We start from the raw sequence: 16,183 nt of genomic DNA on the forward strand, positions 1-16,183 counted from the left end.
AAATTTGACTTTTAAGTCATTTTTTAAACGAGTTTCTTTTTAGAACTTGTGTAAAGTAGAACCATGCATATATAAGAGTATCTTTCAAATGAATCGCTATGAATCTTTTTGGATCACATGCAAAGATGATTATCAACTTGCTGCTCAGTTTTATCCTGCGCAAGAACAGAGCAAGTCATATCCGATTCTGATTTGCCCAGCAACAGGGATAACCAAAAATTTCTATCATGCTTTCGCAGATTGGCTTAGCCAGCAAGGATATGATGTTTTAAGCTTTGATTTTAGAGGGATTGGCGAGTCATTACATGGCCCACTGAAAGACTCGACTGCCAGCATTAATGACTGGGGAATTTATGATATTCCAGCTGCCATCGAGACTTTATTAGATCGTACTCAAGCTGAAAAAGTCATTATTGTTGGACATAGCGCGGGCGGACAGTTACTCGGGATTACATCGAATTATCAGAAAGTTGCTAAAGTGTTAGCTATTGCAGGTTCAACTGGACATATTAAAGGCTTGAAAGGGAAAACCAAAATCCTTGCGCCTGTGATGTTCAATGTTATTTTTCCTGTTTCTAGCTTCTTTAAAGGCTATGGTGCAACTCAATTCATTGGCATGGGTGAAAATCTACCCAAAAATGTTGCCAAACAATGGGCTGAGTTTTGTAGCAAACCCGGTTATGTCATGAATGCAATTGGCAAAACCATCTTTGAAGATTATCACCAAGAAATTCAATGCCCAATCACATCGTTCTGGGCCAGTGATGATGAAATTGCTACGCAGACAAATGTCAAAGATCTACTACGTTTATACCCGAATGCGCCAACCAAATTGATTGAGCTCAACCCTCAACAGCACGGCTATAAGCAAATTGGGCACATGCTGATGTTTAAAAAATCGCATCAGAAACTATGGCCACTGATGGAAAGTGAACTCCACATTTAAATCAAGTCATCACTGCCTTGCTTTGCACTTTACGCATCTAAACCTGTAATCCTGTTTAGATGCGTCTTTTTTTGCCTCAAATCTAGCATCTTCTTCGTATTTTGTTTTCCCTCACACCGCTTCATTGCAGTTATCGCAATACTTCTTAAGCAATTTAAAAATTAATTCTGGTGTCCTACAAACGAGCAATGATTAAATTTCATCGGAAAAATGTGATAAAGAATGTATTTATTCAACTTTTTTTAAAATTTTTATGTGTTATATTTTAACCAAATGATCAATACAAATATCTGTATTCGCTATTTTTTTAATCTTTATTTATTTTATAAATATATTGATTTCGTATATTTATGACATTTTAGACAGAAATTATTATAAAAATGTCACGTCAAAAATCGTATTTTTTTTCTACAATAGAGTTATTCTACAAATCAGCAGTGATGCAAAGCTGTAGAACAACCTTAAGGGAAAGACGACTGGATAGTACATCATTAATAGCTGATTTATGTGAATTTTATGATGACTTATTCATTCAGAATAAAGATAATTTCACCGTTATCTTTGGACAGATTTGTTAAAAAATGGAATGCTAAAAAAATCAGAAAAGAGATTTTTTTAACAGGAAAGTTAGAGACATTTCATGGAATCTAGGAACTACGAGGCGTAGTTTCTTGTGCAAGTATAGGAAATAAGTGATGCCAAAAAAATATGCGCGTTTTTTACCTACAGCCGATTCATTTAACCTGGAAGACTTCCCTTTTTACTGGATTTCTCAAGTAAATGCTCAATACGTTCAAAATATTGATAACGTACTCAAAAAATATGGTCTAGACAATTCTCGCCGCCGCATTTTAATCGCATTGCATGTCAAACCTCATGCAAGCGTGTCTGAGTTATCAGACATGGTCATCTCTAAAATGTCGACCACAACCAAAATCGTTTATCGTCTTAAAGATGAAGGTTATATCGATACTTATTCATGTAAAGAAGATGGCCGTATCACACGCGTCTACCTGACCGAAAAAGGTCAAGAAATGATCACAAAAATAAATGACCTAACTTCTGTTATCCTAGAACAATCATTTGATGGCTTAACACCATTGCAAATTGAAAAAACCATGGAAATTTTACGCCATATGTTTAAAAATCTTGCGCGCTAAGTAACTGGTTTAAAATAGCAAGGCTTCCTATAGGAAGCCTTTTTTGATCTCATCAACGCAAATATTCATTTCAATCAAACATATTCAGTTGTGGTGTTATTTTCTCAATCTTCGGTTTCGGAACATGTGAACACTCAAATTCCTCAACAGGAAAAGCTTGCATAAAGTCATAAAGCTCATGTGGCTGCTTCAAGCTTAACCACTCGTCTAAACGCTGATGTGGGATAACAACAACTGAACGCTTCACATCCCCAGGTTCATGGAAATCTTTCATCATCGGATGGTCTATAGCGTCCATCGTAAGCATCGTTGCCGAACGAATGATCTGATCATTTAACTTACGGATTTCATATAATGCAGCGATATAAAAAGCTTGTCCATCTTTGCGACGTACACCCCAACGTTGAGGTTTATTGTCGATATACTTACTTTCATAAAACTCAGTTACTGGAATCACGCCAAACTTACACTTGCTTGCTGCTTCTACAAAACTAGGTTTCTGAAAAATGGTTTCATGCCGTGCATTATAAGTATGCTTGGAAATATTAGTATCTTCCGACCACTTTGGTACCAAACCAAACAACACTTCCCGCCACTCCAGCCCTTGCTCCGATTTAAATAGCAACGGCGTTTTATAACTTGGGTAAACTTCTCCCCCATATTCAAATGGAATCAAAGGTAAACCAAGTTGTTGAACTTGCTCGACTGTCAATGGTTTATAGTTGGCACACATAGTTCGCTGAGTATTTATCCTTAAAAGCAAAGTTAAAAAAAGGAGGTATTAACCCTCCTCTTTGTAATTGCAAAAATTAGCCAAATAATTTTTTCATTTTTGCGCTTAAACCGTGGATAAAACGGTGCTTGGCATTGGCTTTATCACTGGTTAAAAAGTTAATCTGAATCGACTGGCGTTGCCCCTCATAGGGTACATAACCATGCCAACCATTATCAGTCACTTTAAATGCAATTAGAGTACCTGGACCCGCATCAATCTCTTCAACATAGTCATCCATATTCTTTTCATCATTCAAGATGCGTAGACGACCTGTCGGTGCATCCCAAGATTCATTCAAATAAATCAGGATGGTCAGCAGTTTGGTTTTTGAGTCAGAATGAATACGACCATCTTTTTGACGTGAATAACCACGCAAGGTGATCATCATCGGATGCTCCATCACATCCACATCAAATTTTTCAGTTAAAATTTGACGAAATTCTTTGGTGTCTAAAGACTTTAGAAAGCGATCAAAATTAGGCTTAATCTCAACATCTTCAATGTTATAGCTACCACCCTGTTCAATCTTTGGAAAATCCTGAATAACAGCGTTCACTTCACTATCGACAATCGAATTTTTAACAACGAAGTAAGGATATGGCGAAGTCGAAACTTGCGCTTGTTTTAAAGCATCTAATTTTAAAATTTGTGACATCGTTATGATTCGGCTAAATGATCAAACTATGATAATTATAACAAAATTTTTAGTTATATGATGTTTTATCCTGTTTCTAAGACCTCATTGTCTATACGGCTAATGGCTCTAAGTGCGACACAAAAACGCCAATACATCATTACCTGCATTATAACTGAAATAGAAAACCCAACCCATTTTTGATAAGGTTCAATTAAAGCAGGAATTTGAGTGGCATCAATAAATCGTGCAGTAACAATAAAGGCAAGAATAAAGACGGTAAATAACAGTAAATATACCAAGATAAATCTCACACCAATCGGTAAAAAGAGACAAATTAAACGGTTAAGAAATTGTTTTCCTTGATTGCCACCATTTGCCTTAAAACAGAAATTGACACCAGCAATAAGAATTATAATACTCAGCACCGCATCAATAAGATTTGGAAGCACATCATCTATAGGGGCAAAACGCATAGCAAACATCATGATGAGCATAAATGCACTACTAATCAAATAGTAATTTTTGTAGTTTTGCTCTGTTAAACGGTCATTTTTTAAATCATCAATTAATTTTTTTGTGTTCCAGAAATACATTTTATCCCTCTAATTATAAAAAAAGAGGTATCTAATAAATAGATACCTCTCATTTGCCTAACAGGCGATCTTAATCACCTGTATAACCTTTTAATTTTAAACGCGCAGCATGCAACAATGGCTCTGTATAACCAGATGGCTGCTCTGCACCTTTAAAGATCAAGTCAGAAGCGGCTTGGAATGCAATACCATCAAAGTTTGGTGCCATTGGTGTATATAATGGATCATTGGCATTTTGCTGATCAACGATCACAGCCATACGCTTAAGTACTTCTTCAACTTGCGCACGCGTTACGATACCGTGACGCAACCAGTTTGCAACGTGTTGAGATGAAATACGTAAAGTAGCACGGTCTTCCATTAAGCCAACGTTATTAATGTCTGGTACTTTAGAACAACCAACACCAAGATCTACCCAACGAACCACATAACCCAAGATCCCTTGACAGTTATTTTCAAGTTCGTTGTTTAACTCTTCTGCAGACCAGTTTGTTTCTGGTGCAAATGGCGGCGTTAACAAGTCATCTAACGTCAGCATGTCTTCAGCAGCCAATACATCTTGACGTGCTTTTACATTGATTTGATGGTAGTGCAATGCATGTAGTACCGCACCTGTTGGTGATGGAACCCACGCACAAGTTGCACCTGCATTTGGATGTGCAGTCTTCGTCGCCAACATATCTTTCATGCTGTCTGGTTTCGGCCACATGCCTTTACCAATTTGCGCTTTACCTTGTAAACCACATGCTAAACCAATGGCAACGTTACGGTTTTCGTAAGCAGCAATCCATTTTTGTGTTTTAACCGCTTCTTTACGCACAACTGGTGCAGCTTCCATAGAGGTATGGATTTCATCACCCGTACGGTCCATAAAGCCAGTGTTAATGAAAATGGTACGGTCTTTCGCAGCAGCGATACAGTTTTTCAAGTTCACAGAAGTACGGCGTTCTTCGTCCATGATCCCGATTTTGAGTGATTTTGCTGGTAAGCCAATCGCTTGTTCAGCACGCTCAAACAATTCAACTGCAAATGCAACTTCTTCTGGACCATGCATTTTCGGCTTAACGATATACATTGAACCTTTACGAGAGTTTTTGTTCTCGTTTTGACCACGAATATCAGCAACTGTGAGTAAAGGTGTCACTAAAGCATCCATAATGCCTTCGAACACTTCTTCACCGTCAACCAAGATTGCTGGGTTAGTCATTAAGTGGCCCACATTACGAAGCAACATTAATGAACGACCGTGTAATGTCGTTGTACCACCAATCAGATTCTGTACAGTACGATCTTTGTTCAAGGTACGAGTAACGGTTTTACCATTTTTCTCGATTGACTCTTGCAAGTCACCTTTCATGAGACCTAACCAGTTACGGTAGCCTTCCACTTTCTCTTCAGCATCAACCGCTGCAACCGAGTCTTCCAAATCTTGAATTGTGGTTACTGCAGCTTCAAGAGTTAAATCTTTAACGCCCGCCGCATCTGTTTTACCAATTGGACTGTTTGCATCGATTTCGATAATCACATGCAAACCATTATTTAATAAAACAATCTCAGTTGGGCTTGCAGCTTCACCGTTAAAACCAACAAATTGTGATTCATGTGCCAAAGAAGTTGTTGAACCATCTTTTAACGTTACAGCTAAACCGTTATTCACCACGGCATATTGAGTTGCATCCGCATGCGAACCTTGAGCCAATGGGAACGTTTGGTTTAAGAAATCTTTTGCGAAAGCAATAACTTTATCACCACGAACTGGGTTATAACCTTTGCCTTTCTCTGCACCACCTTCTTCAGAAATAACGTCTGTACCATACAGCGCGTCATATAAAGAACCCCAACGTGCATTGGCTGCGTTTAAGCTATAACGCGCATTACGCACAGGTACAACCAGCTGTGGACCAGCCAATAATGCGATTTCTTCATCCACATTTTCAGTCGTCACTTGGAAGTCAGCAACTTCTGGTACGAGATAACCAATTTCAGTTAAGAATGCCTTGTAAGCATTTAATTCAAATTTATTGTTGCGATGCCATTCATCAATCTTTGCCTGAAGTTCATCACGCTTAGCCAATAATGCTTTGTTCTTTGGGCTAAGGTCGACAACGACTTGCTCGAAGTTCTTCCAGTAAGTTTCACTCTCTAAACCAGTACCTGGTAAAGCTTCATTTTCGATGAAATCGTAAAGTTCTTTAGCAATCGCTAGCTTGCCTTTTTGAATACGTACAGTCATTGTCTTTCCTGATGGTGCTAACTTTTTATAACAAGAATTCTAGTATACTGATTTATACTAGCCTGAATAGTAATATCACATTCCTAAATAGTAAGCATTTTCCCCATTAGAAGTATTGACAAACATATTTTTTTATACCTATCAAAATATCAAATGATGTGTGCTTCTTGTCTAGTTATGCAACATACTCCCTTTTTCAAACTCATCTAGTTATAACAAAATTCGACCAAGAATAAAGCCTTATCCCTATAAGTTTATAAAAAAAGGCATTTCGAAGAATGCCTTTTCATTTATGAAGTCTGTGCGACCTGAATTTGTCGATGCTCCGAATGTAGATAATCATCCGATTGCATTTCTAATAAACGTGAACGCGTCCGTTCAATTTCAAATGCTAATTTCTCGCCTTCATATAGATCAATAATTGAATCATCTGAAGTGAGAATCAATTTTACCCCGCGGTCATAGAACTCATCGACCAAATAAATAAAGCGGCGTGTTCCTTCAGACAAGAAATCGGTCAAATGCGGAACATTACTGACCAAAACGGTATTGTAAATGTTGGCGATTTCAATAAAGTCTGCTGGGCTCCGAGGCTTAAAGCATAGTTCTGAAAACTCACACCACAATACGTCTTCAGTATGACCTAAGGTTTCCACCACGCGATTATTGATCATAATCGGTGAATTAGATTGAGTCTGTGTTTGGGTTAATGCTTTAAAACGACCAGATAACCATGCTTGTGCATCATCGGTTAATGGATATTTAAATAATTGCGCTTGCTTCAATACACGCAAACGATAATCCACACCTGCATCTACATTCAAAATGGTACAGTTCTTTTTGACCAATTCAATTGTTGGGATAAAGCGATCACGGTGAATTCCGTTTTTGTATAGACCATCTGGTGCAATGTTCGATGTCGCAATCAAAGTAATGCCGCGCTCGAATAGCTTTTGGAATAGATCACTCAAAATCATCGCATCAGTCACGTTCGATACGAAAAATTCGTCAAAGCAAATCACAACGGCATCTTTATAAATTTGATCTGCAACCAAATCCAAAGGGTTACGTTGACCAGAAAGTTTATTCAACTCTTTATGGACGTGTTGCATAAAGTGATGGAAATGCATGCGTGTTTTACGGCGGAATGGTACCGATTCATAGAATTGATCCATTAACCACGTTTTACCACGGCCGACACCCCCCCACATATAAACGCCCTTTGGATAGGTTTGACGACGGAAACGTCGAAACGCTTTCTTAGATGCTTTATAGCGAGTGAGTAACTCTTTCCATACTCGATCCAACTCTTGCACAGCTTGTGCTTGAGCCTCATCTGGCATGAATTGTCCTGACTCAAGTGCTTGAGCATAACGCTCAGCAGGTGATGTTGGGATATATGCAGTGCTATGTGAGTCTGGTTTAGAATTTGACATAAGGTGTTATTGCAATTTTAATTGATGAAAATTATATCGAACATTCTGTTCAATGGCATTAGATTTTAGGCTTAATTATCATAGAGTTTAAACATCAAAATGTACCATTTTTAATCATTTAATGATTTCGATGATATTGCCTTGGACTCAATCCAAACCACCTTTTAAAGGCATGATTAAACGCAGCGGGCTCAGAATACCCCAACATTTCGGCCACCTGTTCAATTGAATAAGAACTGTTTTCAATAAACTTTATTGCCTTCTGTTTGATCAGCTTTTCACGAATTTCTTTATAGCTGGTCTGCATTTGCTGCAATTGATGTCTTAACGTTCGTTCAGGAATACTCAATGCACAGGCGGTTTCCGCCATGGTTGGCATGACCCCATTTTGCATTTCCAGATAATCCTGCACATACTCAACAATAGTTAATTTAGCTGCCGCACTTTTCTCTAAATGTTGAATATCCTGTAGGCATTTTTCTTCATAAATACGATACGTCAAAATATCGGCAGAGGGTATTTTTGTATTTAAAATTTGCGTATTTTCTAAAATGAAGGCCGCTTGCGCACATCCAAATTTGACATCCAGCCCATAATAGTCCTGATAAGCAGCAAGTAAACCTAGATCTTTAGGTCGCTGAAATGGCAATTCAATCTGAATTTTAGGTACCTCTAAGCCCATCATTTTAAAAATATCTTGTAAGAACTTATAGGTACCTGAAATCTCACACTGCGCCCTGAGTTGGCCGAGATGCATACTTAAATCAATGGGTTGATAGAACAAATAGATCAGATTAGTTTCAATCTTTAACTGCAGCGACCCAAAGAGATGAGTTAACTGCTGAAATTGAACACCATTGAGTAAAGCACGATGCAACGTATCACTGGTCACCAATAACATCAGAAATGGACCATAACCAGCCAATGCATAATGTTGTCCGATGAATAAGCCTTGTTCAGGTGAGATATCCTGACTAATATGCTGCAAAATATCCCATTCAATTTCATCAGGGATAATCGAGCTTGGATCTAATGCATCGGCCTGTATTCCCATATTCGCTAAACGCGCGTCCACATCAATGCCAACATGCCGCATGCCTTGAATTAAATACATCAATCCGAGGATAGATCTTTTCATAAGTCCGAATGCGATGCTCAAAACTTTAATGTTTTACTATAAAAGCATGCACAAATGAATTGCCGAAATGATCAAGTTTTGCGTCTATACAATCATATTTAATCTCGCTAAAACCGTTAAACTTGCACAAAATTTAGCTGTGTAGGACATAGACTATGCGTGATGAAACCAAAAATGCGATTCAAAAAACAAAAGTTGCAATTATTGGTGCAGGCTTTGGTGGTTTAGCAATGGCGATTCGACTATTGCAAAGTCAAATCAATGATTTTGTAATTTTAGAAAAAACCAACGATGTTGGTGGTACATGGCGCGAAAACCAATATCCTGGCGCAGCCTGTGATGTTCAATCACATATGTATTCGCTTTCATTTGCACCAAAGACCGACTGGTCAAAGCGTTATGCCGAGGCAGATGAGATCTTCGCTTATATTCAAGATATTACTCAACAATACAAATTAAAAGACTACTGTCAGTTCAATCATGAAGTTACCCATGCGGAATTTGATGAAAGCCGAAATGTGTGGACTTTAACTTTCAAAGATCAGCCAACACTAGAAGCACAATTTGTTATTTTTGCATCTGGCCCACTGCATGTACCACAAGTTCCATATGTTAAAGGTATTGAAAAGTTCCAAGGCAAAGTGTTCCATTCATCACAATGGGACCATGACTACGACTTAACAGGTAAATCTGTTGCATCGATTGGAACTGGCGGCAGTGCGATTCAGTATATTCCTGAAATTGCACCCGAGGTGAAGCAGTTATATGTATTACAACGGACTGCAGCTTGGGTGATTCCTCGTGATGAACGCAAATATTCGCAACTGAGCAAATCATTATTCAAAGCGTCAAATATCTACCGTCAGATTCACCGTACCCGTTTGTACTGGACCAATGAATCTCGTGTTGTTCCGATTGTTCAACCTCAGATCATGAAGTACGGTCAAAAACTGGCTGAAGCCTTTATTCGCTTCCAAGTCAAAGATAAAGAACTCGCAAAAAAACTGACACCAGATTTTGTCATGGGTTGTAAACGTATTTTGATTTCAAATAAATACTTTCCGACTTTCAATCGTAAAAACGTTGAATTGGTGACAGATGCTATTCAAGAAATCACAGCCAATAGCATCATCACAAAAGATGGCAAAGAACGTCAAATCGATTGTTTGATTTACGGGACTGGCTTCATTACCGACCCTCGTATTTATCTAAAACATTTCGATTGTGTTGGTCGTCATGGCATAGAACTGAAACAAGCATGGAAAGATGGTGCTGAAAGTTACTATGGTATTAGCACCAAGAACTTCCCGAATTTATTCCAGTTATTAGGCCCTAACACCATTCTTGGTCATAACTCAGTGATCTTCATGATTGAGTCTCAGGTGAACTACATTCTACAGTTGATCCAAACCGTTGATAAAACAGGCACTCAAGCGGTTGAGATCAAGCATGAAGTTCAAGATCAATTCAATGAGCGTGTTCAAGATCAGTTGAAAGGAACCGTATGGCAAGCAGGTGGCTGTAGCAGTTGGTATCAAGCAGCAGATGGTAAGAACTTTTCTTTATGGCCAACCTACACATGGCGATATTGGTTAGAAACCCGTAAAGTAAATGTTGCTGATTATAATTTTATCAACACAGCAACGCATGCAAAAAATAATGCCGCTTAAGCTGAAATAGCTGAACTCCTCCTAATATCAAGAACACCTTTGAACGCTCAAAGGTGTTTTTTATTGCAACGCTTTATGGACCTGATTTAAATCTCCCTGTTCTTCCCTATGCAAAACATAAGTAATCATGCTAATATTTTAACTACCTACCGTTAGGTAGTTAAAATAAATATTGTTTCCCTCGAAAGAGTACACAAAACATGAACGCTGCTACCCACATCACAAAGATCAGTTGGTCTTTACTGCTGTTACTCTCCCTTTTTACCGCCTTAGATGCACTGGCAATTGATATTTATTTGCCTGCGTTTCCACTGCTTGCAGAGAGTTTTGCAACTTCACCAGGTCATATACAACTCACACTCTCGGTGTTTCTCATTGGACTCGCAATCGGTCAAGGATTATACGGCCCATTGCTTGAGCGTTTTGGCCGACGTAAACCCCTACTGATTGGTATCGCAATATTTATTCTGGGTTCATTATTGGCTGCAATTGCACCAAGTATTGAATGGCTGCTGGCAGCACGCTTCATGCAAGCCATTGGTGCATCTGCGGGCTTAGTCGTGCCAAGAGCAATTATTTCTGATGTCTGTGATGCCAAAACCAGTGCCAAAAACTTTTCTATTTTGATGCAGGTCATGATGATTGTACCCATCATTGCCCCCTTGTTTGGAAGCCTGATCTTACGGATCGGCTCTTGGCATTTGATTTTCTATACTCTGGCTGCACTAGGGGCCATTCTCTTGTTATGGGGTAATCACGCCATCCCAGAAACCCTAAAGCCTCAATATCGTCAACCACTCCAATTTGCAGCGATTCGAACAAGCTATCAAACACTTGCCCTAAATAAAGGCTTTATGGCTTATACCTTGGCAGGCGGTTTTATCTTGGGTGGTTTTTTTGTTTATCTGAGCCAATCACCATTTATTTTTATCCAGCATTATCATATTCATAATGAAAGTTTTAGCAGCCTATTTGCAGCCAACGCCGTAGGCTTGATTATCCTTGGACAAGTTTCAATCCTGTTATTAAAACGATGGACAGCGCAGCAATTATTAGTACTGGGCATGTGTATATTTAGTGGCGCCAGTTTCATTCTAATGCTCAGTGTCAGTTTCTATCATTTAAGTTTATGGCAATACATTGTGCTGCTGGGACTGAGTATCTGGTCCACAGGTTTTATTTTTGGTAATTTGACTGCACTGACCATGCAACAAAGCCCTCAACATTTAACCGGCGCAGCCTCATCCTTGATGGGTCTACTACAATATGCCTTTGCTTCGCTAATTGGCTTTATCGTAAGCCTGTTTGAAATTAACATCAGCCTACTTCCAGCCAGTCTATTCCTTTGCGGAATGATTGCACTGGGCTTATGTATTTATGCAGCACTTAGACAAGCTGACACATTTTCGACAATGGAAACAGAATAACAAATCTCATGCACTGGTCAGCAATTGATTACCATTAAGGGCTGATCAGAACATCTAAGGTTTTGAGAATGGCATCCAGTCGAAGCCTGAACTTATCTCGACCTCCGTAGATCAATTCACTTTGTAAAGCATCGACAAAGCTCATACAGACCCGCGCCAAAACCATACTCTCCAGTTGGTGCTTGTTTTCCTTCAAAACCGACTGTTGTATTGCCTGTAAAAATACCTGTTCCAATTCAGCCATAAAGATATGCATTGGCTCAATCACCTGATTATATAAATGTACAGGTGGACTAATTAATGCATTCATCCAGAACTGAACCCCATAAGAGGCATCAAAGCGTTGTTCAATACTCATGAAGTAAGCATGTAATTGCTGCTGAATTCCAGTACCACCTTGCAGAACGGTTTGAGCATGCCCCAACTCTTCATCAATCATAATCGGGATCAAGCTCAGATACAGTTCATCTTTATTTTTAAAATGTGCATAAATTGAAGGCTTTTTAATGCCAACATCGGTCGCTATTTCATTTAAGGAGGTTGCGGTAAAGCCTTGTTTTGCAAAACGCTCCAAGGCAAATTTTTGAATCTTAGCTGCTGTCACAAATCATTTACCTCTATGTCTTACAAAAGTATATTTCAGCCAACATGATATTCATAGCTGCATAATAACAATGAAGTGAATCAACCACGTTAGCTGCTTCTCATATATTTAAATGCATTTTTATTGCAAAACATTCTATATCAAATGATATATAAATCTATCCAAGTATCAGATTTCCCTGCATAATAAATCAGCACTATAAACACTCTGATTGTATGACCTCTTTTGTTTTGATCTTCCAAATTTTTGTCTGCATTAGCTTAGGCTATTTTGTTGGACCACATTTGTCACAGTCAATAAAACAATTTGTATTTAAAATACTGCCCTATTTTTCTTATATTTTACTGATTAGTGTCGCATTTGAGCTGACTCAAGCCTTAAATCACGTTCAAAATCCTGCTGCTATTCTACCGCCAGCGTTACTGATTGCATTTACCACCTCAATTGGTTCATTTTTTATTTGCTTGATCACTTACAAACTGATTGATCGCCAAAGTGTACAAGGAAAGATTTCCCTGCACCTATTTCTCAATGCACTCAAGAATATTGCCAAAGCATTTTTGGCTTTGGGCGTTGGTATTCTATTGGGCATCGTGGTCAATAGTGCTGGTTTAGCGATTAGCTTTAATAGTTGGTATTTATTGTTGATCTTTATCTTTTTGATTGGGATCGAACTGGCCTTCACTCAATTTGATCGTAGCTGGTTGAGTTGGAGAATTCTACTCGTGCCTATCGCGGCTTTTGTCGGCTCCTGCTTAGCTGCAATCTTTAATTATTTTATTCTATCCAATCATTACAGCTTAAATGAAGTCATGGCCTTAGCCCAAGGATATGGCTGGTACTCCATGTCAGGGATTCTATTTACTGAATTACACTCCGCCAAGCTCGGCGGTATAGCACTGTTAACAGACTTATTTAGAGAGATTTTTGCAATTTTATTAATGTATTGTTTGGGTTGGCGCTTTCCGCGCTCTGCAATTTCAAGTGCTGGTGCAACCTCGATGGATGTCACACTTGCCATGGTCAAACAATCATGTGGTACGCATTACGTACCACATGCAATGATGAGTGGATTGATTCTATCCCTCCTCGCACCATTGCTCATCAGCTTATTTTTGAATCTAAAGTTCTAGACCAAGCCAAACCCAATTAGATCGAAGCCAAAATTGACTTTAACATCTCAGTTGGTTTTTCTGCTTTGGTGATTGGACGACCGATAACCAAATGCGTTGAACCATCCAGCATGGCTTGTTTAGGGGTCACAATACGCTTTTGGTCATCGGCATTTGAACCTTCTGGGCGAATCCCTGGTGTAACCAAAGCAAAATCTTGTCCTAATAGTTCACGAAGAATTTTCGCTTCTTGTGCTGAACAAACGACACCATCCAAACCACTTTCCTGAGTGAGTTTCGCTAAACGCTTTACCTGCTCAACTGGTTCGATATCTAAGCCAAGATCACGTAAATCTTCACGGCCCATTGAGGTCAAAACCGTCACCGCAATCAGCTGGGTTTGATAATTTCCAGCTTTCAGACGCTCAACACAGGTTTCCATCATTTTACGACCACCAGATGCATGCACGTTGACCATCCACACCCCAAGGTCTGCTGCAGCACATACCGCCTGAGCCGTCGTATTTGGAATATCATGGAATTTTAAATCTAGAAAAACCTCAAAACCCTTGTCTTGCAAGTTTTTCACAATGGATGGACCTTCATGCGTAAACAGCTCTTTACCCACTTTAACACGACAAAGTGACGGATCTAGCTGATCAACAATTGTTAAGGCGTCATATTGGCTTTTTGCGTCTAGGGCAACAATAATACTCACGAATCTAGTTCCATCACATAAAAATCGAGTAATTATAAAGTGATTCAGCGTATGAACAAAGCAAGAAAACCAGCATATTGAAAAAAAGCTTTACCAACCAACTCAAACATCCTTATCTTTGCTCTGAGATCAAAATCGCTCGCGTATTCGGTTCCAGTGCTTCAAAAATATGCGCTTGATCAGCTGGATAACAAATATAATCACCCTCACTCAGCAGCACAGGTTCCGAAATCAAGCCAACCTTAGCCTTGCCTTGCATAATAATAATATGCTCAATGCTGCCAATTGAATGGGGCTGGCTACAGCGCGGCTCACCCGGCTGGGTGACCAAGATATACACATCCCGTCTAGCACCTGTAGGACAATTGGCCAATAAAATCGCTTGATAATGAGCAATCTCGGATGAAACCGAAGGCCCTTCGCCAAAGCGAATCACTTGCGTTTGTGTGATATTACTTTCCATCAACTTTGCGAAAGGAATATCCAAAGCCACACACAAGGCCCATAAGGTTTCCAGACTCGGGTTGCCTTGTGCCGCTTCTAATTGTGACAAAGTCGATTTCGCAATTCCTGCGCGGCGAGCCACTTCTGCCAAGGACAGCCCTGCCTTTTGTCTTTCTCTTTGTAAGCCTTTAGCAACAATTTCAATTGGCAATGCCATATTTCACCATAAAAAACGAATGTTCGTTTTGACGAACGGTATAAATTTAATCTATTATATCGTACGTTCGTTTGATATAGAAAAGAAAGATGCAAGATATAGAGCGATTTAACCTCATCAAAGCCATTAGTCTCATTTCTATTGCGACAGGAATAGTCGGAATTTCACTCGGTTCAGTTGCAGCAAGCTTCAATGTACCCATGTGGATTCCCATATTGCTTTCCTTGACCGTATTGGCTGGAGCGGCTGAATTTACGTTCATTGGTATGATTGCGACAGGTGCGAATCCTATTTTTGCCGCATTGACTGGCATATTGATTAATCTACGTCATCTTCCATTTGGTTTATCCGTCGCGACATTTATTGAGAAAAATGCATCTCGTTTTATCGCTTGTCACATCATGAATGATGAAAGTGTGATGTTTGGACTAAGCCAACACAATGATCAAGCCAAGAAATGGGCGTATTGGATGTGTGGATTAGGGATTTGCATTCTTTGGCCAATTGGCGTGTTTATTGGCTATCTGCTTAGTAAAAATATCCCTGATATTTATGTCTTCGGTATTGATGCCGCATTTCCCGCCATTCTTTTTGCTTTAATCTTGCCGATGCTCAAAAATAAAACCACACGAAATCGAGTATTTCTTGGCACGACATTGTCTTTAGCATCTATCCCCCTACTACCAACAGGTTTACCTGTTCTCGTATCAATGCTTGGTCTGTTGCTAAAAGGTAAATCAAAATGAAATATAGTGAGAGTTATATCTTCATAGGGATTGTCATACTTGCACTGGGCACGTATCTCATTCGCTATTCAGGATTCTATTTAGCTGATCGTATAACGTTTAGAGAGCATCACAAACAACTTCTCGCTGATTCTGCTTGTGTTCTTCTATTTACCTTAGCCATATTCAATACACTTTTTTCTGAAACTCATTTTAGTGGAATGAGTAAAATCGTGGGCGTTGCTATAGCCCTTATCTTTGCTTGGAAGAAATATTCACTGATCGTGGTTATTCTTGTGGCGATGCTGATCACTGCAAGCCTGAGATACCTCGGCATTCCTTAAGGCA

The 16,183-nt window shown here is 39.2% G+C and carries 16 protein-coding genes; 7 read left to right on the forward strand and 9 right to left on the reverse strand.

Features of this window, described 5'->3' with window-relative positions:
- The first annotated feature begins 88 nt into the window (after positions 1-88).
- Complete coding sequence (locus NG55_RS01560) at positions 89-946, forward strand: alpha/beta hydrolase family protein (RefSeq protein ID WP_065342122.1); 858 nt, start codon at positions 89-91, stop codon at positions 944-946.
- Between the two features lie 695 nt (positions 947-1,641).
- Entirely contained in the window at positions 1,642-2,106 is a 465-nt protein-coding gene (locus NG55_RS01565; RefSeq protein WP_016539920.1) for a MarR family winged helix-turn-helix transcriptional regulator, read from the forward strand.
- 70 nt (positions 2,107-2,176) lie between these two features.
- Here the strand turns inward: NG55_RS01565 and NG55_RS01570 are convergent, their stop codons facing one another.
- From NG55_RS01570 to NG55_RS01595, 6 genes are all read right to left on the reverse strand, one after another.
- Positions 2,177-2,839 carry an SOS response-associated peptidase gene (locus tag NG55_RS01570; protein WP_065342123.1) on the reverse strand — a complete coding sequence of 221 codons (663 nt, stop codon included), beginning with the start codon at positions 2,837-2,839 and terminating at the stop codon, positions 2,177-2,179.
- A gap of 76 nt (positions 2,840-2,915) precedes the next feature.
- Entirely contained in the window at positions 2,916-3,536 is a 621-nt protein-coding gene (locus tag NG55_RS01575) for a 2OG-Fe(II) oxygenase (RefSeq protein ID WP_016539918.1), read from the reverse strand.
- A gap of 65 nt (positions 3,537-3,601) precedes the next feature.
- Entirely contained in the window at positions 3,602-4,111 is a 510-nt protein-coding gene (locus tag NG55_RS01580; protein WP_065342124.1) for a hypothetical protein, read from the reverse strand.
- Positions 4,112-4,181: 70 nt separating this feature from the next.
- A complete protein-coding gene (locus NG55_RS01585) occupies positions 4,182-6,344 on the reverse strand; it encodes a malate synthase G (protein ID WP_016539916.1) in 2,163 nt (720 codons plus the stop codon).
- A 290-nt stretch (positions 6,345-6,634) separates the two neighbouring features.
- Positions 6,635-7,780 (reverse strand): cell division protein ZapE, encoded by a 1,146-nt coding sequence (gene zapE / locus NG55_RS01590; RefSeq protein ID WP_065342125.1) that lies wholly within the window; start codon positions 7,778-7,780, stop codon positions 6,635-6,637.
- 118 nt (positions 7,781-7,898) lie between these two features.
- The gene (locus NG55_RS01595; protein ID WP_016660316.1) at positions 7,899-8,918 is read right to left on the reverse strand and encodes an AraC family transcriptional regulator; all 1,020 of its coding nucleotides are present in this window, start codon (positions 8,916-8,918) and stop codon (positions 7,899-7,901) included.
- A 155-nt stretch (positions 8,919-9,073) separates the two neighbouring features.
- On the opposite strand from NG55_RS01595, the gene NG55_RS01600 reads away from it, so the two are divergent.
- Both NG55_RS01600 and NG55_RS01605 read left to right on the forward strand, forming a co-directional pair.
- A complete protein-coding gene (locus NG55_RS01600) occupies positions 9,074-10,588 on the forward strand; it encodes a flavin-containing monooxygenase (protein WP_023269604.1) in 1,515 nt (504 codons plus the stop codon).
- 200 nt (positions 10,589-10,788) lie between these two features.
- The gene (locus NG55_RS01605; protein ID WP_065342126.1) at positions 10,789-12,015 is read left to right on the forward strand and encodes a multidrug effflux MFS transporter; all 1,227 of its coding nucleotides are present in this window, start codon (positions 10,789-10,791) and stop codon (positions 12,013-12,015) included.
- Positions 12,016-12,049: 34 nt separating this feature from the next.
- Here NG55_RS01605 and NG55_RS01610 read toward each other — a convergent pair whose 3' ends face one another.
- Positions 12,050-12,619, reverse strand: a complete 570-nt coding sequence (locus NG55_RS01610; RefSeq protein WP_065342127.1) for a TetR/AcrR family transcriptional regulator — start codon at positions 12,617-12,619, stop codon at positions 12,050-12,052.
- Positions 12,620-12,834: 215 nt separating this feature from the next.
- On the opposite strand from NG55_RS01610, the gene NG55_RS01615 reads away from it, so the two are divergent.
- Positions 12,835-13,752 (forward strand): LysO family transporter, encoded by a 918-nt coding sequence (locus NG55_RS01615; RefSeq protein WP_065342128.1) that lies wholly within the window; start codon positions 12,835-12,837, stop codon positions 13,750-13,752.
- 16 nt (positions 13,753-13,768) lie between these two features.
- Here NG55_RS01615 and pyrF read toward each other — a convergent pair whose 3' ends face one another.
- Positions 13,769-14,449: an orotidine-5'-phosphate decarboxylase gene (gene pyrF / locus NG55_RS01620; RefSeq protein WP_065342129.1), complete on the reverse strand. Its 681-nt coding sequence runs from the start codon at positions 14,447-14,449 to the stop codon at positions 13,769-13,771.
- A 112-nt stretch (positions 14,450-14,561) separates the two neighbouring features.
- Complete coding sequence (locus tag NG55_RS01625; protein ID WP_016539908.1) at positions 14,562-15,110, reverse strand: helix-turn-helix domain-containing protein; 549 nt, start codon at positions 15,108-15,110, stop codon at positions 14,562-14,564.
- Between the two features lie 89 nt (positions 15,111-15,199).
- Here NG55_RS01625 and NG55_RS01630 point away from each other — a divergent pair, with 89 nt between their 5' ends.
- Together NG55_RS01630 and NG55_RS01635 are read left to right on the forward strand one after the other, a co-directional pair.
- Positions 15,200-15,856, forward strand: a complete 657-nt coding sequence (locus NG55_RS01630) for an AzlC family ABC transporter permease (protein ID WP_065342130.1) — start codon at positions 15,200-15,202, stop codon at positions 15,854-15,856.
- Positions 15,853-16,179, forward strand: a complete 327-nt coding sequence (locus NG55_RS01635) for an AzlD domain-containing protein (RefSeq protein ID WP_065342131.1) — start codon at positions 15,853-15,855, stop codon at positions 16,177-16,179. The genes NG55_RS01630 and NG55_RS01635 overlap by 4 nt, the downstream gene beginning before the upstream one ends.
- Positions 16,180-16,183 lie beyond the last annotated feature (4 nt).

This window comes from Acinetobacter gyllenbergii (genome assembly GCF_001682515.1).
GTDB lineage: Bacteria > Pseudomonadota > Gammaproteobacteria > Pseudomonadales > Moraxellaceae > Acinetobacter > Acinetobacter gyllenbergii.